General features: G+C 43.6%; 16 protein-coding genes. 7 read left to right on the top strand and 9 right to left on the bottom strand.

What is annotated here, in order from left to right; all coding sequences use genetic code 11:
• Positions 1 to 7: 7 nt before the first annotated feature.
• Positions 8 to 1,015, top strand: a complete 1,008-nt coding sequence (locus tag OZ660_RS17265) for a cytochrome d ubiquinol oxidase subunit II (protein ID WP_274741782.1) — start codon at positions 8 to 10, stop codon at positions 1,013 to 1,015.
• Between the two features lie 554 nt (positions 1,016 to 1,569).
• Here OZ660_RS17265 and OZ660_RS17270 read toward each other — a convergent pair.
• From OZ660_RS17270 to prlC, 9 genes are all read right to left on the bottom strand, one after another.
• A complete protein-coding gene (locus OZ660_RS17270; RefSeq protein ID WP_202262627.1) occupies positions 1,570 to 3,165 on the bottom strand; it encodes a methyl-accepting chemotaxis protein in 1,596 nt (531 codons plus the stop codon).
• A gap of 234 nt (positions 3,166 to 3,399) precedes the next feature.
• Entirely contained in the window at positions 3,400 to 3,873 is a 474-nt protein-coding gene (locus OZ660_RS17275; protein ID WP_274741784.1) for an Lrp/AsnC family transcriptional regulator, read from the bottom strand.
• Between the two features lie 3 nt (positions 3,874 to 3,876).
• Positions 3,877 to 4,518, bottom strand: coding sequence for a hypothetical protein (locus tag OZ660_RS17280; protein ID WP_274741785.1), 642 nt, complete (start codon positions 4,516 to 4,518; stop codon positions 3,877 to 3,879).
• A gap of 164 nt (positions 4,519 to 4,682) precedes the next feature.
• Positions 4,683 to 4,892: a transcription antiterminator/RNA stability regulator CspE gene (gene cspE / locus OZ660_RS17285; RefSeq protein WP_012519905.1), complete on the bottom strand. Its 210-nt coding sequence runs from the start codon at positions 4,890 to 4,892 to the stop codon at positions 4,683 to 4,685.
• 294 nt (positions 4,893 to 5,186) lie between these two features.
• On the bottom strand, positions 5,187 to 6,815 hold the full coding sequence (gene ubiB, locus OZ660_RS17290) for a ubiquinone biosynthesis regulatory protein kinase UbiB (protein ID WP_274741786.1): 1,629 nt from the start codon (positions 6,813 to 6,815) through the stop codon (positions 5,187 to 5,189).
• A gap of 17 nt (positions 6,816 to 6,832) precedes the next feature.
• On the bottom strand, positions 6,833 to 7,468 hold the full coding sequence (locus tag OZ660_RS17295; protein ID WP_274741787.1) for a ubiquinone biosynthesis accessory factor UbiJ: 636 nt from the start codon (positions 7,466 to 7,468) through the stop codon (positions 6,833 to 6,835).
• Positions 7,468 to 8,253, bottom strand: a complete 786-nt coding sequence (ubiE, locus tag OZ660_RS17300) for a bifunctional demethylmenaquinone methyltransferase/2-methoxy-6-polyprenyl-1,4-benzoquinol methylase UbiE (protein ID WP_159627489.1) — start codon at positions 8,251 to 8,253, stop codon at positions 7,468 to 7,470. Before ubiE ends, OZ660_RS17295 begins: the two co-directional genes overlap by 1 nt.
• A gap of 99 nt (positions 8,254 to 8,352) precedes the next feature.
• Positions 8,353 to 9,042 carry a DNA-3-methyladenine glycosylase I gene (locus OZ660_RS17305; RefSeq protein ID WP_274741789.1) on the bottom strand — a complete coding sequence of 230 codons (690 nt, stop codon included), beginning with the start codon at positions 9,040 to 9,042 and terminating at the stop codon, positions 8,353 to 8,355.
• Positions 9,043 to 9,048: 6 nt separating this feature from the next.
• Positions 9,049 to 11,085, bottom strand: a complete 2,037-nt coding sequence (prlC, locus tag OZ660_RS17310; RefSeq protein WP_274741790.1) for an oligopeptidase A — start codon at positions 11,083 to 11,085, stop codon at positions 9,049 to 9,051.
• Between the two features lie 286 nt (positions 11,086 to 11,371).
• Here prlC and OZ660_RS17315 point away from each other — a divergent pair, with 286 nt between their 5' ends.
• The 6 genes from OZ660_RS17315 to OZ660_RS17340 all read left to right on the top strand — a co-directional run bounded on the left by OZ660_RS17315 (position 11,372) and on the right by OZ660_RS17340 (position 18,843).
• Positions 11,372 to 11,932, top strand: coding sequence for a response regulator (locus OZ660_RS17315; RefSeq protein ID WP_202262635.1), 561 nt, complete (start codon positions 11,372 to 11,374; stop codon positions 11,930 to 11,932).
• A 27-nt stretch (positions 11,933 to 11,959) separates the two neighbouring features.
• The gene (locus OZ660_RS17320) at positions 11,960 to 12,790 is read left to right on the top strand and encodes a phosphate/phosphite/phosphonate ABC transporter substrate-binding protein (RefSeq protein WP_274741791.1); all 831 of its coding nucleotides are present in this window, start codon (positions 11,960 to 11,962) and stop codon (positions 12,788 to 12,790) included.
• A gap of 11 nt (positions 12,791 to 12,801) precedes the next feature.
• Positions 12,802 to 14,475: an ATP-binding protein gene (locus OZ660_RS17325; protein ID WP_274741792.1), complete on the top strand. Its 1,674-nt coding sequence runs from the start codon at positions 12,802 to 12,804 to the stop codon at positions 14,473 to 14,475.
• Positions 14,476 to 14,533: 58 nt separating this feature from the next.
• The gene (locus OZ660_RS17330; protein WP_274741793.1) at positions 14,534 to 15,844 is read left to right on the top strand and encodes a response regulator; all 1,311 of its coding nucleotides are present in this window, start codon (positions 14,534 to 14,536) and stop codon (positions 15,842 to 15,844) included.
• 211 nt (positions 15,845 to 16,055) lie between these two features.
• Positions 16,056 to 17,408 carry a glutathione-disulfide reductase gene (gene gorA / locus OZ660_RS17335; RefSeq protein ID WP_274741794.1) on the top strand — a complete coding sequence of 451 codons (1,353 nt, stop codon included), beginning with the start codon at positions 16,056 to 16,058 and terminating at the stop codon, positions 17,406 to 17,408.
• Positions 17,409 to 17,625: 217 nt separating this feature from the next.
• Entirely contained in the window at positions 17,626 to 18,843 is a 1,218-nt protein-coding gene (locus OZ660_RS17340) for an HD-GYP domain-containing protein (RefSeq protein ID WP_274741795.1), read from the top strand.
• The last annotated feature ends 2 nt before the right edge of the window (positions 18,844 to 18,845 follow it).

Genomic DNA, 18,845 nt, shown 5'->3' on the forward strand with positions numbered 1-18,845 from the left:
AACTAACATGTTTGAGAATGTATCGGCAGAAATGCTAGGCAATATTTACATAGGCTTACTGGGTTTATCAGTATTACTTTATGCCATTTTAGACGGTTACGACTTAGGGGTAGGCGTATTAATTCCCCCGAGAACGGAATCGTTTCGCGACGATATGATTGCGTCAATTGGCCCTTATTGGGACGCCAACGAAACCTGGTTAGTTTTGGCTATTGGTCTTTTACTTATCGCCTTTCCTGAAGCCCACAGTGAGGTGCTGCAAACACTGTATTTACCTGCAACATTTATGTTGTTAGGTCTTATTTTACGAGGTGTCTCATTCGATTTTCGCGCTAAGGTTGTACAAGTGAAAAAACGTAAGTGGGACATGGCGTTTAAATACGGTTCATTACTTACCACGCTAGCCCAAGGCTATATGCTTGGTATCTATGTGACAGGGCTTCGTACAGACATATGGGCACAGGGTTTTGCGCTGCTTGCGGCCTTTGGTGTTACCGCAGCTTACGCTTTCATTGGCGCCTGCTGGTTAATTCTTAAATCAGAAGGTGAGTTGCAGCAGAAAGCCTATTACTGGGCACGCAAAGGGTTATATGTTCTTGCTGCTGGTATAGTGGCCGTAAGTATCGCAAATTTAACTCTACACGACGACGTTAGAGAATTGTGGCTATCTGCTCCTTGGGGGTATGTACTATTTGCCATACCGACGGCGTGCTTTGCGCTGCTGATATTGTGCGGCATACTGCTTAAAAAGCTCCCTGAATCTAGCGGCAAAGGTGAATGGCTACCCTTCTTTATCGCGCTTTTAGTGTTTTTGCTCTGTTTTGCAGCATTTGGAATCAGTTATTACCCATTTATTATCCCTGGACATATGACCATCTCCTATGCTCTAAGTGATGCGAGTTCGTTGCGTTTCTTGTTGGTGGGAGTGGTCATTGTCGTTCCTGTGATACTGGCGTATACCGCAATGGTATACAAAATATTCTCGGGTAAGTCTGAGAAGCTCTCTTATTACTAGCGTAATGTTAACCTCTGCGGCCTTATTTTTAAGGCCGCAACATCGATATTCTTTTTAACTGATGATGAGCTTTAATGTTAATCATTGGCCTGACTTTCAATTGCCGACTACTATTTACTTATACTCCGAAAGTTCTCTGCGCTTTACTCGCTCTTAGTTCGTTTTAGTTCGTTCTGTCGCACTCGCTAAGAGATAAAAGTGATCCAAACTCTATACTTTAGTCTAAAAAAATAATGAGTCAGCTTGAAATACCACATTGACATTAAAGTGTAATAATACTATATTTCATTTGGGGTAATTTTATTAAGAAGGAGCCAAAATATGGAAAATGTATTTCACTCATTTTCAAGGTTCTTCAAACGCGCCCACCCCTATACGGTCGCACATTACATCGGCCGTAAGAATGCGCAGCGTATCCTAGGATGTAAAATCAAAAAGAAATCCAAGATATTCGCAGAACAGCACGTTGAAGACCAAACACATTAATTTGATTGGGGCCTGTAAAAAAGGCCCCATTTTTTTGTGCCGTTATTGAGATAGTAAAGAACAGTGCATTACGTTAGTTTGAACGTATTCACATTCGATTGTAGCTCGGTCGCTAACCCTGCCAAACTTCGCGCTTCTGTATTTACATGATTGTTGGCAGCCTTTACGTTGTCACCTAGCATTTGAAAATCAAGCACGCCTTCCCGTGCCAGCGTCACCTGCTCTCTAGCGTGCTGAACTAAATCTGAGGCATCATTACTCACTTTAACCAATGATAAAATACTTTGTCGTCCGCTCTCTAAAGTGGCAACCAAATCGTTAGCCATAGCAAGTGCATTATGTGCCTTATCTTTATTTGATGTCATGGTTCTAACCGATGCTTTAATCGACTCCACTATCGTCTCAAGCATGGTATTTATTTCCACTGTCGATTGATGGGTGCGAGAGGCAAGTGTTCTTACTTCATCGGCTACGACTGCAAATCCGCGTCCAGACTCACCCGCGCGCGCAGCTTCAATAGCGGCATTAAGAGCCAATAAATTGGTTTGATCGGCAATTTCAGCAATTGTGGACACTACACTAGAGACATTCTTGCCATCGTTTTGCAGTCGGTCTAATGTTGACGCGGTTTTGTCGATATCCTGCGTAAGGTCAGTTATGGCTTTAGCAGTAGCTTCTACATCATCGCGCCCTTGCGCAACTTGCTCTGCACTAATTTGCGCTTCATTAGCGGCTTGCTTTGAAAGGTGTAAGCTTTGCTCCATCTCACCGGATAACGTATCCATGACACTCACGAGCTGTTTAATGTCTCCCTGAAAACTGCTAATTGCGCTTGCAGAATGACCTGTAGCATCATTAAGTGCAGTCGACGAATGGTTCAGGTTGTTCACTGCAACTTGCAGATCCTGCATCCCTTTCAAAAATACATTTAACAAACCCTGTACACTTCGCGTGATGGCATCAAGTTCAGCTAGCTGCTGTTGTGGTAAGTGGGTTGCTAGGCGACGTGAGTTAGCTAGTTCGTTAAGCTTTGCTGCCATTGCTTCAATGGGGTTGGCAATGTGCAATTTAGACAGCGCGTAGCCAACAATTGTCACTATCAGTAATAAGACAACAAGAGCAACAATGATCCACTCACTGGTATTGAGTTCAGATGAGATTGCCATGGTTCGCGTATTAGCGGCTTGCTCTACGGCCTTTCTCACCTCACTCATTTGAGAATTAAGGGCACTCGATGCCTGTGTTATATCGGCCAAATTGTCACGAGCGGTGTCCCAGCTTACTGACGATGCAGACATGGTAGCCTGAAGTGCTGATATCGCTTTAGTGAGCTTTTCGAACTGTTGCTGTGCACCGCTTGCCCCGGCACTCGATAGAGCTGAAAATTGCGCTGAAACCCCATTCACGATTTGCTTCTTGCGCTTGTCAAACTGCGTGGTGTCTAACGTGGTGCCATATAAAGAGTAAGCAATTAAGACGAGTTCTTTGCTGCCGCTTTGTATTTCGTTTATCGCGCTAAGTGAAGGAAGCGTTTGTGAAACATAAGTATCAACCAATGTCTCAACGCGATTATTGTTTTTTGTAAGCACAAACGCCGCTAATACTGCCACCGTTATAACTAGGGCGTACCCCAGTAAAATTCTCTGCTTTATGGTGTTAAACATGCTCTTCCCTTCTGTTTTGGGGCATGCTTACCTTCACTCCTATTGTTGCTAACAAGCAGTCAGGCTAACGCTGTTTGCACAGTACTGAGTAAAGTTATCGAAGGCACCCGTAGTAACGAATCAGGTTTGTATAATAAACATTGAACAAAAATAGACCGTCTTCAAGTCTTTTTTCTTTCATAGAGATATATTTATCTTAGGCTAGCCTTGATCGGTCGGGGTCTGTGTCTTTGCTTAAAGGTGATTGAGAGGCACGGCTGTTGTGTATTTTATTTGCTCCATGGCAAAGCTTGAAGTAACGTCGGAAAATTCAATACCATTTACTAAACGCTTATAGAAATGGTCGAAACAGTCCATGTCCGTCACGAGAACTTTTAGTAAATAATCATATTCTCCAGACATGCGATAACATTCAACAACTTCATCAAATGAGGCAGCATGCTTGGCAAATGCAGCTAACCATTTACCGTCGTGTTTGCCGGCTTTAACCTGCACGAATACCGTCATGGTAAGTCCTAACAAGCGCGCTTGGAGCAAAGCAACACGACGAGAAATAATGCCTCTCTCTTCTAACTTTTGAATACGTCGCCAGCAGGGTGTTACGGTGAGTCCTACCTTCTCGGCGATCTCAGCTACTGGTGTTTCAGCATTTTGCTGAAGCAGTGATAAAATGGCGCGATCAGTATTATCAAGTACATTATTCTTCACCGCTTACAGCCACCACGGTTTATTGAAGCTAACGTTTTCAACAGGTATTTCATATTGGAACGGTTTGGAAAAGCCATCCCAAAATGCCGTTTCAAGAGACTCATCTTCAAAAGTAAGCTGTTTATTTTCTTTGTATTGGGCAAGAAGTGTACGGTAGGCGTCTACGGGCATTTGAGGGTTAGACTGCCTGAAAATAACACGGCCTCCAAACTCAGCATACAGGGCTTTTTCCACCAAAAACTTGATCACTTCCAGCTTGGCAATCTCTTGAATGCTTTTGCTGGTCCCTTCTTTTTGATTACGCGCAAAGTCACCGCCGAACTTGTTTTCAAACTGCTGTGTTAGGTCAGGGTCTGCAACAATACTGTTACGCTTGGCATAGTCCAGAATAATGCGCTCGAGCACGTTATCAAATGTCGCCATCTGTATTTTGTAATCAAGAAGTGCACTGTATTTTTCTTTTGCTTTGTCACGCATTGTCTTGCGCTCTGCTTCACTTGGTAGAACCGACGCCACAGTAATTGGCTCTCCTAGAACTACCGCGAGTACCTGCTCATCTTGAACATCATCTTCTTGTGCCCAAGCAAAACCAAAGCACATTGATGTTGCAACACACAACAATAAAAATAATTTTCGAATAGACACGTTATTCTCCCTACAAGCAATGCAACTCGAAGACATGAGATAGCACACCTAGTAAAGCATTAAACCGATAACGTTAGCAACACAGAGACGTTGCTCGTTGGTAAGAAATAAATGAGGGGATAAGAAAGAAAAACGGCGGTCAATTGACCGCCGTTTTTGAATTCTTAGATAGCTTGCACGTTAGCAGCTTGAAGACCTTTTTGACCTTCTTCAACTTCAAATTCTACTCGCTGACCTTCTGGAAGCGTTTTGTAACCGTCAGAGATGATCGCACGGAAATGAACGAATACGTCCTTACCGCCGTTATCTTGAGTTAGAAAACCGTAACCTTTATCAGCGTTGAACCACTTAACTGTGCCTGTAACTTTAGACATGTCGTATAGACCTCAAATATCGTATTAAATTGCGCATAAGCGCGTGTAACTTAGTTTCTTTAGAGTCTTCAAATTGGCGGAGTATTGGGTCTTACTTACGAATGGACAAACAACTTACAACAAATTACCGGGTAACTCGAGTGGTTTAACATATAGCAAATAATACAAAATCGCGTCTATTTAAAGACTTTGGCCAAAAGCCATGAACACTATAACACTCTTCGGGACGATTAATATACAAATTAATTGCTAAACTGCGGATTTCATAAATATTTCACCGCAGCGTAACAAAGCTTAGCGCCCGTTTCGCCACGCCATGAACCAGCAAGCAGCACCGATCAAGCCTGTAAATGCAGGGAAATACCACGATATATCGTAAATTGGTAATATAGCCGACATTAATACAAAAGTGGCACCCACCACGCTATAGTGAGTGGTCTGAGTTGTTTTCTTTTGCGCCAATAGTAAAGCGGCGTGTGCTCGTTGTTGCTGTAGCGGCATTTTTTTCATCTGCTGTAGGCTGTCGTACAGCAAATCAGGCATCTCAGGCAGTTTTTCAGACCAAAATGGCAGGTTATCTTTTACCTTGCTCATCATGGCAGTAAAGCCAATCTGCTCTTTCATCCAGTTCTCTAAAAAAGGCTTAGCCGTTTTCCACAGGTCAAGCTGCGGATATAGCTGTCGTCCCAGCCCTTCAATGTAAAGCAACGTTTTTTGCAACAGTACTAGCTGGGGTTGCACAACCATGTTGAATCGACGGGCGGTATTGAACAGTTGTAGCAGCACATTACCAAATGAAATTTCTGCCAGTGGCTTTTGGAATATAGGTTCGCAAACGGTGCGAATAGCCATTTCGAACTCGTCGATATTGGTATCTTGTGGCACCCAACCCGAGTCGGCATGCAACTGCGCTACCTTGCGGTAGTCACGATTAAAAAATGCGATAAAATTCTCAGCGAGATAGCGTTTGTCTTCGCGATTAAGCGTACCCACGATCCCAAAGTCGATAGCAATATATTTGGGGTTTTCAGGGCTTTCTGTTGATACAAATATGTTGCCGGGGTGCATATCGGCGTGAAAGAAGCTGTCTCTGAACACCTGCGTGAAAAACACTTCAACGCCGCGTTCGGCCAATTTTTTCATATTAGTATTTTGTGCAAGCAACGCGTCAATGTTTGAAATAGGCAGTCCGTAAATACGCTCCATAACTAACACGTTACTGCGACAATAGTCGCTATAGATTTTGGGGACGTAGAGTGCATCTGAGCCCTCGAAGTTACGCCCTAACTGAATACCGTTTGCCGACTCTCGCAATAAATCAAGCTCATCCACAATGGTTTTGCGGTATTCAACGACCACTTCAACAGGACGCAGTCGTTTACCATCCGGTAACCAGCGCTGCAATACGTTAGCCAAACTAAATAGTAATTCCATATCGGCAACTATGGTGTCGCGGATATCTGGTCTAAGTACTTTGACCACAACATCTTCGTTATTCTGTTTAAGCTTGGCAGCGTGCACTTGCGCAATAGAAGCCGACGCCAATGGCGCTTCGTCAAACTCGCTAAAGAGCTCGCTTAAATGGGTAATACCCAGCGCCTGCTTAACAATGTCTTGCGCAGCTTCTGAGGAAAACGGGGCAACTTTATCTTGAAGACGTGCTAGTTCATTGGCAATGGCTGGAGGAAGCAGGTCGCGGCGAGTCGACAGCATTTGCCCAAATTTAATAAATACTGGACCTAAGCTTTGTAGCGCTAATGTAATACGCTCGCCAGCAGATTTACCCTTGTGCTTGTTGCGCACCCAGAAAATACTGTGGCGCATAGCACGTGCGTACCAAGGCAACCACTTTGCAGGAATAAGCTCATCGAGTCCGTGTTCCAACAATACCTTATTAATTCGGTATAACCTTACAATACGCATCAAAGGCCCTGTCTATATTACTTAATTTTTTCTTCTAAACGACGTAATCTTGCTTCAAGACCGTCGGTACTGTCGCGCAGTGCATTTACTTCATCGCTAAAGTGCATAACGGCGAGTTTATGGGCGGCGAGTTGCTTCTCTTCAACTACCGCATTACCTACCACTCTTCCCAATGAGGATAACGCTTGTAACGATTTTTCATGCAGTGTTTTTGCAACCTTAACGGTTTGGTGTGCAAACACATCATTGGTTTTTTTCGCGAGCAATTCTTCTACATCAATATCGAGTTGCTGAAAAAGCGCGCTTACTTGCTGGGCTACATTGAGCTCGCCCTCTAAAAACAGTGCTTTTTGCTGGATAAGGCGAGTTAACTGGCTTGTCTCTTTAAGTTCAGGCAAGGTGTTAAGAGATGTTTTTATGCAGCAATCTTTTGCGCCAAGCGTTGCCACGACTTCTTCAAATGTGCCTTGCTCGGTCAGTACATCAACCCTATCTGAAAACGACAAGGTGATGCCATAAGGCAATGGCGAAACAAACGCAGTCAGTCTCGCTCCCGATAATGCCTTTAATCGCTTTTCGCTATCCTCATCCAGCGAAAGTACTTTATTGATGGCTGTTTCAATGGATGCCGCAACAAGGGCTGAGGTTGGCATTAAAACTTATAACCTCTATGCAAGGCCACAATGCCCCCCGTTAGGTTTTGGTAGTCGCATTGCTCAAAGCCAGCTTCTTCAAACATACCCTTTAATGTTTCTTGATCTGGGTGCATACGAATACTTTCGGCAAGGTATTGGTAACTTTCAGCATCATTTGCAACTAACTGCCCCATCTTAGGCAAGATATGGAATGAATACATGTCATACACTTTACTAAGCTGTTCAGAAGTTGGCTTTGAAAACTCCAAAACCAACAATCGGCCGCCCGGTTTCAGCACACGATATATTGAATTTAGCGCGTTTTGCTTTTCGGTAACGTTTCGAAGACCAAAAGCCATGGTAACAACATCGAAGTGATTGTCTGGAAACGGTAATGCTTCTGCATCAGCCTGAACATAATCGATATTACTCACAAGACCGCGGTCGCGTAACTTATCGCGCCCAACTTTTAGCATCGACAGGTTGATATCAGCTAGGGTAACGCGACCCGTTGGCCCCACTAAACGAGAAAACTTAGCGGTTAGATCGCCAGTTCCTCCAGCAATATCCAACACTTTGTTGCCTGAACGTACGCCACTGCAATCAATCGTGAAACGTTTCCACAAACGGTGTACGCCCATCGACATAAGGTCATTCATCACGTCATATTTAGCTGCAACCGAATCGAAGACATTGGCAACAAGTGATGCTTTTTGCCCCTTATCAACTTGCTTATAACCAAAGTGCGTCGTTTGCTCTTGTGCTGAACCCGTTTGCGAAGTGGGAGTCTGATTGTCGCTCATGACAGTCCTGTTCTATGAATAATGTCTTAAAGCCGAAGTGTATCGGATTGTAATGGTAAGCAAAAGCTTTAAACCCCAAGACAGCATTAATCGAGCAAGTTAGTTTACTCGATTATTGGTGCCCCAACTAAATGCAACAATGGCGCTTATTTCTTGTAACGAACGTCCGCTTTCTTTTTGCCATGTGGCGAACGCGTTATTCGCTGCAGCAAGCGATTTTTTGGACGTCAGCCCACCATCAATAATGTCGTGCTTGCGCAGATAATCTTCAACGTCACGAGAAAACAAAAACGTATCGATACCCAATGAACGCAACATATAAGGGCCTGTGTTTCCCCCTAGCCGTGCACCACGCTTTTTGAGAAACTCCCATAAACTGGTGATATTGCTTGCATCAAAGCTTGCGACAAACTTACCAAAACTGCCGTGCTCTCTTGCTACATCTTTAATCATGATGGCGTTATCTCTCACCGTCATCACTTTTTTGTAGTTTCGAACAATGCGCTTATCTGTTGCTTTTTGCTCAAGCATCTCATCAGGCATTAGCAAAACTTTGTCGATATCAAACCCGAAAAAAACGGTTTCAAAATCGGGCCATTTCTGTTCAATAACACGCCAGACAAAACCAGACTGAAATACCTTCTTGGTCATTGCAGCTAAGAAGCGATCGTCTCTAATTGCTTCAATCTCATCTTTAGTCAGCGGCGCCTGAAGCATAGCTTCAAGCACCTTCTCACCACCTTTGCGTTCACACGCTCTGCGGTAAATAGATTCAAAAGACTCAGCCATGTACACCTAGCCCTTTATACCGCTATGGCGAAGTAATGCATCGACTTTAGGCTCTCGCCCTCTAAAGGCAACAAACAGCTCCATCGGTGGCTTGCTGCCTCCCATTTCAAGAATATTTTCAAGAAATGCTTGTCCCGTCTCGCGATTGAAAATACCGTCTTCTTCAAATTTACTGTAGGCATCAGCCGACAACACTTCAGCCCATTTGTAACTGTAGTAACCCGCGGCATAACCACCTGCAAATATGTGTCCGAAGCTATTTTGAAAACGATTAAAAGACGGTGGGGTAACCACTGCAACTTCTTCACGCACGTTATCCAACGTGCCTTGCACATCTACATCACTGCCTTTCTCGCTATGCAGTAAGAAGTCGAACAAACTGAATTCCAACTGACGTACCATTTGCATTGCAGATTGATAGTCTCTGGCTGCTAGCATACGCTCCAGTAAATCAGCGGGAAGCGGTTCACCTGTTTCGAAATGACCTGAAATGAAATTCAGTGCATCTTCTTCCCAGCACCAGTTCTCCAAGAATTGACTAGGTAGCTCTACGGCATCCCATGGCACACCATTAATACCAGATACACCAGCTGCCTTCATTTTGGTCAGCATGTGATGAATGCCATGGCCAAACTCATGGAATAATGTCACCACTTCATCGTGGGTAAATAAAGCAGGTTTGTCGCCTACAGGGGCGTTAAAATTACACGTGAGATAAGCAACCGGTAGTTGAAGTTCGCCACTTTGCGTTTCACGACGTACACGGCATTCGTCCATCCAAGCACCGCCACGCTTTTTGGCACGCGCGTATAAATCGAGATAGAAACTGCCACGCATTACGTCTGCATCGTCAGTAATAGTAAAATAGCGTACATCCTTGTGCCATGTGTCCACACCAGGTTGCTCGATAACCTTCAGGCCATACAAGCGGTGTACAACTTCAAACAAACCTGAAAGTACTTTATCTTCAGGGAAGTAAGGGCGAAGCATTTCATCAGAAATAGTGTACTTTTCTTGCTTTAACTTTTCGCTGTAATACGGAATATCCCAGGCTGCTAATTCTGATACTCCGTGCTTGTCTTTAGCGTATGCTTCAACCTCTTTTAATTCGCGCTCGGCTTGCGGTTTAGAACGGCTCGCTAAATCGCGAAGAAAGCCAACGACTTGCTCAGTCGAATCAGCCATTTTGGTAGCCAAGGAGCGCTCTGCATATGTATCAAAACCCAATAGCTCTGCTAGCTCTGTGCGAAGCACTAGTGTTTCTTTAATAATATCCGTGTTGTCCCACTTACCCGCATTAGGCCCCTGCTCTGACGCTTTGGTAGCATATGCGCGGTACATCTCTTCACGTAAATCGCGATTGTCCGCATACAACATCACGGGTAAGTAAGAGGGGATATCAAGGGTGAACAAGTAGCCTTGTAAGTCTTTTTGATGCGCCGCCTGTGCAGCCGCCTCTAACGCAGACTCAGGCATGCCAGCAAGGTCACTTTGGTCGGTGACATGCTTTGTCCAGCCCATAGTGGCATCCATGACGTTATTAGAAAACGTAGAGGATAACTCGCTCAATTTTGCCTGAATTTGAGCAAATCGCTTTTTCTTCTCTTCGGGTAACGCTACGCCCGATAGTGTGAAATCGCGAATTGCGTTTTCAACGACTTTTTGCTGCTCTTGTGACAGTGCACTGAATTCATCAGATTCTTTTAACGCGACATAGGCGTTGTACAGCCCTTCGTGTTGTCCAACCCAAGTGCCGTACTCTGAAAGTAGCGGCAAGCATGCATCATGTGCTTCACGCAATTCATCACTACTAACAACGCTATTCATATGTGATACAGGAGAAAACATTTTCCCCAAGCGATCGTCAACTTCTTCTAATCGCAGAACCACGTTTTTGTATGAGTAGTCGTTTGACGCCACTACTTCTTCAATTTCGTTTTTGCACGCTTCAATCGCCTTTTCTATAGCGGGCTTAATAGAGGCCGGTGTAATAGAAGAAAAAATAGGTAGTCCATCTACCAATTCAATTGCTGGTGTCGTCATAAAATATCCACGCTTACTTTGATTTAAGAATTATCATGGGGCTTAGCAACGTAATTGCAAGCTAATCTTCACTTAATTGACTCCTTCTTATTTTACTCCTAACTTTACATATGTGTTCACTTGGGTTGTTATTCGCTAGCGCTCTCAGTCACACCTTTTATTCAGCGAAAACGAGTCACCGCCAAGACCAAAAATGTCACTAATGTCACATTTCATCCTTTTGTCTAGTTTGTCTTAAATTGCCGAAAGCCTATAATTTAACCACTGAATGCTAAAAGGCGAAAACATGAAGACATTAACCTCTGGCGAAATTGCAGCTTACTGTGACGTAAATTTGCGTACCGTTATTCGTTGGATAGAAAGTGGCAAGCTAAAAGGCTTCAAGCTGCCAGGGCGAGGAAATAATCGCGTTTTAGTCGAAGACTTCATCGAATTTCTAGAACGCCATGAAATGCCAATCCCAGACGCGTTGAAAGGTACGGTCATCCCATCAATTCTTATTGTCGATGATGAATTGCCGGTTGCAAAATCCATACAACGCGTGGCAAGACGCGCTGGTTTTGACAGCTACATCGCAACTGGCGGGTTTCAGGCTGGTATCATGTTAAGTCAGTACGAACCTAAGGTAATGACGCTTGATTTAAGCATGCCGGGCATGGATGGTTACAGCGTGATTGACTTTACGCGTGACCAAGAAAAGTACAAATCGCTTAAAATTGTCGTCATTTCAGCACTTGATGAAGCTAGTTTAGAGCGTGCACTTGAAATAGGCGCCGATGCAACTTTGCAAAAGCCATTCTCGAACCACGATCTAACTATGGTTCTAGAGCAATTTATGGCTGTGTAAAGCGTCTTTTTATGGAAGGGATATGATGTGAGAAACGCGTTTATCGTCGTGCTAATTGTCCTGCTGTTTGGAACAGTACCAACTCCGGTGTACGCACAAGGCAGAACGCTGACCTTCGGTGTAGTTCCGCAGCAATCGCCTAAACGAATGGTTGAAATTTGGCAACCGCTTATCGACTATATAAGCGAGTATTCAGGCATATCCATTACGTTTAAAACCGCGAAAGACATCCCATCTTTTGAGGCCGATGTGGCAGATGGCGTCTATGACATTGCGTATATGAACCCTTATCATTTTGTGGCCTTTAACGACCTTGCTGGATACCACGCACTTGCTCGACAACGCGATAAGGAGATTAAGGGCATCATTGTGGTTCATAAAGACAGTCCTATTCAAAACCTCGCTGAATTAAATGGCAGCGAACTTGCCTTTCCTGCACCTGCGGCGTTTGCTGCCACGATTATTACCAGCGCTCAATTACGCAAAAACAATATCGCATTTAGGCCACGCTATGTAAATTCGCACGACTCTGTTTATCTCGCGGTTCAGCGCGGTTTTTTTGAAGCTGGCGGCGGTATTTTACGAACCTTGAATAGTATTCCTGAAAGCGTGAGTAAGGATATTCGGGTATTGTGGGAAAGCGATGGCTATACCCCTCACGCAATCGCTACTCACCCCAATATGGCACAAAAGGATAGACAAGCTATCCTTAATGCATTGATAGCAATAACAAATGATTCAAGCAAAATGTGGATCTTGGAAGGGCTTGGTTTCAGCGGCTTTATACCCGCAAAAGACAGTGACTGGGACGATGTCAGATCGCTTGGCATTCCCTCTCTTTCAAGACCGCATTTTTGAACTAGGGATTTATGCGACTGTCTCTTCGAACGAAAACCATAATCGGAATAGCATTTACCGCACTGCTATTGCTTTTGGTACTTGTTGTGACCGTATTTAATCAACTTAACGAGCTGGTTGACAATAGCGTAAAGAAATCAGCCGATACGTCTGTTGCTTTATTTGTATCAACCACTAAAAATGCTTTCCTTAGCTACGACTTATCGTCTTTAGAAGCGGATGTTGCTGAAATATTGACGAACCCCAATATTGCCTATGTCAGAGTTAAAGATAAAGAAGGCAGAATTTATGTAGAAAATGGAGATCCCACGGCCATTTCACGTCCGTTTCGCGAAGACAATACCGTCGCGACCGCCAGCGATGGCATTTACGATACCCGTGCACCGATTATGGTCAATACTACACTGTATGGCTTTGTAGAAATCGGGCTGAACATAGCATCGGTCACTGAATCTGTCTCTAGAGCGAGGAATTGGACACTAACAATTGCTGCGTTTGAGTTGGTTCTTGTCGGGTTATGCTCCTACTTTCTTGGTTCGTACTTAATGTCTCAGCTTGTCCGCCTTCACGAAGGTGCCAAACATCTTGGCGAAGCCGTTGACAAGAATAACTATCAAGATGTGTTTATTAGTGTGCGAGGGAATGACGAACTCAGTGAACTTGCTGAAGCATTCAATCAGCTAGTTGATAAGCTCAAAGAAGAGAACGAGCAACGACAACGCGCGCAAGATGATTTAAAAGACCTTAACGCGTTACTTGAAGTCAAAGTGCAAGACAGGACAGCACAGTTGAACCAACGAAATGTTCAGCTTGAAAACGCCAATCGAGATCTTAAAGAAACCCAAGTTCAATTACTCCAAGCTGAAAAAATGGCATCTGTTGGTCAGCTAGCCGCAGGTGTCGCCCATGAAATCAACAACCCAGTCGGGTTTGTGAGCAGTAATATTTCAACGCTTTGTGAATACGTAGCTACGTATCAAATGCTCTTTACACAACTTGAGGTTATTAGTAACACTCAAGATGAAGTTCAGCAGCGTAAAGCACTAAGTGAATTTAAGTCGCTTCTTACAAAACACGATATGACATTTATCAACGATGACATAACTGACTTGCTAAACGATTCTAAAGAAGGGCTGCAACGGGTTGCCGATATTGTAAAAGGCTTAAAGCTCTTTTCCCGTGTTGATAGTGATGAAATGCAACAACACAGCTTAAATAATTGTGTACGCACCACCCTTGCCATGGTTAACAACCAACTTAAGTATACTTGTAATGTAGAAACGCATCTTGGCAACATTCCAGATATTGCTATGAATGTAGGCAAAATTTCACAGGTTATTACCAATTTGCTTATTAATGCAGGGCAAGCCATAGAAAGCACTGGCCAACACGGCACAATAACTATCACTACTGAAGCGGTGGGCGAATTTGTGAAGTTGTATGTTAAAGACACGGGTTGTGGAATTCAGCCTTGTCATTTGGACAAGCTGTTTAATCCGTTTTTTACCACAAAACCAGAAGGACAAGGTACAGGCTTGGGACTGTCAATTTCATTTGGTATTGCACAAGAGCACGGCGGCTCGCTATCAGCAACTAGCAAAGAAGGGGAAGGCAGTTGCTTTGAACTAGCCCTTCCACTCGTGCAGCCGGTTTCACCACCTAGTGATGAGAAAAACAAAACATGAGCCCTATGTCTTCGATAGGTAAGCCACAAAAGAGATTAGTTTTTAAGGATAAATGTTTATGACTGAGCCTAGCGCAGAAAACAAGGTGACTTACACGGTCCTATTTGTAGACGATGAGCCCAACATCCTTCGTGCCATCAAGCGCGCGCTTTTTACGATGGATATTACATTGTTGTTAGCTGAAAGTGGCGCAAAAGCATTGGAGCTTCTGGAAAAAAATGAAGTTCATGTGGTTATTTCGGATATGAAGATGCCGCAAATGTCAGGCGCAGAATTGTTAGAGCAAGTCGCCATCAAGTACCCTGAGACATTTCGTGTGGTGTTAACCGGCTATGCTGATATTGAATCAACGATTAAAGCGGTAAACCAAGGAAAAATACATCGCTACTTACAAAAGCCTTGGGATAACCAAGAATTGGTGGCTGCGGTAGAAGAAGGGCTAGAGCGCGTTAAACTTAAAGCGGAAAACGAACGCTTACAAAAACTAACTCGTCTTCAAAATAAAAAGCTTAAAGACGTCAACTCCTCACTTGAACAAATGGTTCACAAGCGTACGCGTCAAATAAAGGCAGCACTGAATAAAATTGAAAAGCATAATTTAGCTATGGAGCAGGTTCTATTTAACGTTATCAGTATTAACCCACACATTAATGGTAAATTCGCGATAGAAGTAAGTGAATTGGCGACAAAATTAGCGCGCACGGCGAAACTAGAAAAAGACGAGATAAAACAAATTCGTTATGCGGGCCTTATTTGTGAATTAGGACTGTTAGGGCTTGAAACTGAAGACTTTCTTGGACCGTTCGCTAAGCTGAAGTATCAGCAACAGCAAAACTATTTATCACAGACCAAACAAGCCGCTCTGATACTTGCACCAGCCCATGAATTGCATGCTGTTTCAGACATTATTGAATTTCAATTTGAGCACTACAATGGTTCCGGTCTAAATAAGAAGGTGGCAAAAGAAATCCCCGTAGGATCTCGCATTATCGCAATTGCACGGGATTTTTGGCGTTTGGTAACAGGCAGAATGACGGGGGCAGAGATGAGCCCTCGAGACGCTAAAATAGAAATGAAAAAGCACAGAAATACCCGTTACGACGCGGAATTTTTGGATTTGTTATTAGCATCAGACGATATATCAACGTCTAAATTGCTGCACGCCTCACTAAAAGCATCACAACTTAAGTCAGGCATGGTGTTATCGCAAAACTTGTATAACGATAGCCATATTCTTATTCTGCCCGAAGGGCATGTTTTCTCAGAAGCGACTATTCAGAAACTCATTAAATTTGAAAAGGAACGCGGAAAAGCATTCAGTATTCAGGTAGAACCAGAAGAAGTTGTTGATTCACCTGAAGATTCATAAAAGCGTTATTTTATGTAGTGCCTTTTATTTGGCTTACGCCATCCCCATGATTGAAATAGATGAAATGACGACCGGTATCATCCGGTCTAGTCAATCACTAACAGTTTTCTATGGCACATTATCTTAAAGAGATACCGTTTCACTTATGTTAAGTTAGACTTATAGTTAAGTGATAACGCGGCTCGCCTAAACGACTCTAAAGGCTCTATTTATGACACATTTTGATTATATCTGTATTGGTGGTGGAAGCGGCGGTATCGCATCAGCCAATCGCGCAGCAAAACACGGTAAGAAAGCAGCAATTATTGAAGCAAGTGACATAGGTGGAACCTGTGTAAACGTGGGCTGTGTACCTAAAAAAGCCATGTGGTACGGCGCACAAGTTGCTGAAGCCATCCATCGTTATGCACCTGAATATGGGTTCGATATTTCAGTCAATCACTTTAGTTGGGATAGCTTAATTGCTAGTCGACAAGCCTATATTGAGCGTATTCACGCGTCGTATGACCGCGTGCTTACTGCAAACGATGTCACACTTATCCGCGGTTTTGCAAAGTTTGTTGATAACAATACCGTCGAAGTTGATGGTGTTCAGTACACCGCTGACCATATCACCATTGCAGTGGGTGGCCGCCCTATCATTCCAGATATTGAAGGCGCACAATACGGCATAGATTCGAACGGTTTTTTTGCACTTAAAGAGCAGCCAAAACGCGCGGTTGTGGTGGGTGCAGGCTATATTGGCGTTGAGTTAGCTGGCGTGTTACATGCTCTGGGTACTGAATCGCATCTAGTAGTTCGAAAGCACGCGCCACTTCGCAACTTTGACCCGCTTATCCACGAAACCTTGGTTGACATGATCCATGCAGAAGGCTGCAAACTGCATAATCATACCAGTGTCGAGAAAGTAGAGAAGGCAGACGACGGCGAGCTTTCTGTCTTCCTTACAAATGGGGAAGTGCTTAAGGCTGACTGCCTTATTTGGGCCATTGGTCGCGAACCATCGACCGACAAAATTGATATTGAAAACACCGATGTTGAGTTAAACGATAACGGTACCGTTAAGGTTGATAAGTATCAAAACACAACTGCGAAAAACATTTATGCGGTGGGCGATATAACCGGAGAAGCTGAGTTAACCCCTGTTGCAGTTAAAGCTGGCCGCCTATTAAGCGAGCGCTTGTTCAATGGACAAAAAGACGCCCACATGGATTACACCAACATTCCTACTGTCGTGTTTAGCCACCCTCCAATCGGCACAATAGGTTTAACGGAGCCTGAGGCCATTGAGGAATATGGCGAAGATAATATCAAAGTTTACACATCGAGTTTTGCGTCTATGTACACCGCAGTTACACGCCATCGCCAGATGACAAAAATGAAGTTGGTATGTGCCGGAAAAGACGAAAAAGTAGTTGGCCTGCATGGTATCGGTCATGGCATGGACGAAATACTTCAAGGTTTTGCTGTTGCGATAAAAATGGGAGCGACAAAAGCAGACTTCGATGCATGCGTAGCCATTCACCCCACCAGCGCAGAAGAATTCGTTACTATGACAGGTTAGTGTAGATAACACTTTACCTTTAACTATATGAAATGTGGCTGCTTAATGTTAAAGCAGCCTCTTCCCTGTCCCACTCCCACAGACATCGCATTTCATTACCGTAAACATTCTACAAACCATCTCTTGTTCTCGCCTTAATTTGAGCAAAAAGTATACTTGTCGCATCTGCGTATAACTTGTATCGTGTTACATCGCGTTTTCTTCAAATTGAGTGGTAATGAAAAAAAGAGTTGCAGTTAAACACCTTGTCGTTGGTATGTATGTAGTGCAAGTGACAAAGTCAACTGGCGCAGCCGTAATGACATCAAAAGGTGTTATCAAGCATCAAGCAGCAATAGAAAAACTTAAAGCCCTAGGTGTTAAAGAAGTAGAAATCGACACCAGTAAAAGCCTGTTAACGTCACCAGCGCAACCATCAATAACGCAAAATCAACCAGAGAATCAACAATTAGATACGCCACCAGCCAAAGAAAAGAAGTCCACACCACTGTCGTCAGAAATAGTACGAGCAGAATCTATGTATACCAATGCCAAGGCGGTGTTGGGCGACACGTTTAATAGTGTAAAGAATGGGGGTATTGTTGACCTCGCTCCTTATGAAAAAATTGCAGAAGCTTTCTTTGAGTCCATTTTCAGAAATCAAGATGCCCTATTATGCATGACCAAAATGCAAGACAAAGATACCTATCTACTTACGCATTCGCTAAACGTGGCCATTCTTCTAGCGGTATTTTCCATTCATTTAGGGCACAGCGAATCACTGGGTAAAAAACTTACCCTTGCGGGCTTGTTGCATGATTTAGGTAAATGCAAAGTGCCCGAAGATATTTTACTCAAGCAAGGAAAGCTCACGCGCGATGAATTTGAGCAAATGAAGCGACACACGACGTATGGCGCTGAGATACTTGAATCGATGGATGTGGACGATCTCACAAAGCAAATAGCATTACAGCATCACGAACGATTATCTGGAAAAGGCTATCCACATGGTTTAATTGCCCATCAACTAAACCAGTATGTAAGAATGAGCAGTATTGCTGACTCCTTCGATGCCATAACCGCCGAGCGCGTGTATAAACCAGCCTTAACCTCTGTTGAAGCATTAAAAATATTGCGAGATTCTAGTAGTGCTGAATACGATGGGAAACTATTGAACAGTTTTGTTCGGGCCATTGGCTTATATTCGATTGGCACTGTTGTACTAATGAAAAGTCACAAACTGGCTATTGTGACTGATACCAACTACGACGAGCCATTAAAACCTCAACTTACTGCGTTTTACCACACTAAATTCAAACATCACATTGAGCCCAAAATCATTACTCTGCAATCAGCAAGAGAAAACGATTCAATAGTTAAAATCGTCAACCCTGCTGATTATCAACTGGACATAAACGCAATTATCAACCGTCTTATTATTGATAGGTACAGATAACG

The sequence above is a fragment of the Alteromonas sp. 009811495 genome, from assembly GCF_028865455.1.
In the GTDB taxonomy this organism is placed as follows: Bacteria; Pseudomonadota; Gammaproteobacteria; order Enterobacterales; family Alteromonadaceae; genus Alteromonas.

Coding starts and splice junctions, on each gene's coding strand:
- prlC (WP_274741790.1), bottom strand. CDS start 11,085: ATGACGACACCAGCAATTGAATTGGTAGATGGACTACCTATTTTTTCT.
- ubiB (WP_274741786.1), bottom strand. CDS start 6,815: ATGCGTATTGTAAGGTTATACCGAATTAATAAGGTATTGTTGGAACAC.
- OZ660_RS17295 (WP_274741787.1), bottom strand. CDS start 7,468: ATGCCAACCTCAGCCCTTGTTGCGGCATCCATTGAAACAGCCATCAAT.
- OZ660_RS17330 (WP_274741793.1), top strand. CDS start 14,534: ATGACTGAGCCTAGCGCAGAAAACAAGGTGACTTACACGGTCCTATTT.
- OZ660_RS17305 (WP_274741789.1), bottom strand. CDS start 9,042: ATGGCTGAGTCTTTTGAATCTATTTACCGCAGAGCGTGTGAACGCAAA.
- gorA (WP_274741794.1), top strand. CDS start 16,056: ATGACACATTTTGATTATATCTGTATTGGTGGTGGAAGCGGCGGTATC.
- OZ660_RS17265 (WP_274741782.1), top strand. CDS start 8: ATGTTTGAGAATGTATCGGCAGAAATGCTAGGCAATATTTACATAGGC.
- ubiE (WP_159627489.1), bottom strand. CDS start 8,253: ATGAGCGACAATCAGACTCCCACTTCGCAAACGGGTTCAGCACAAGAG.
- OZ660_RS17340 (WP_274741795.1), top strand. CDS start 17,626: ATGAAAAAAAGAGTTGCAGTTAAACACCTTGTCGTTGGTATGTATGTA.
- OZ660_RS17315 (WP_202262635.1), top strand. CDS start 11,372: ATGAAGACATTAACCTCTGGCGAAATTGCAGCTTACTGTGACGTAAAT.
- OZ660_RS17325 (WP_274741792.1), top strand. CDS start 12,802: ATGCGACTGTCTCTTCGAACGAAAACCATAATCGGAATAGCATTTACC.
- OZ660_RS17270 (WP_202262627.1), bottom strand. CDS start 3,165: ATGTTTAACACCATAAAGCAGAGAATTTTACTGGGGTACGCCCTAGTT.
- cspE (WP_012519905.1), bottom strand. CDS start 4,892: ATGTCTAAAGTTACAGGCACAGTTAAGTGGTTCAACGCTGATAAAGGT.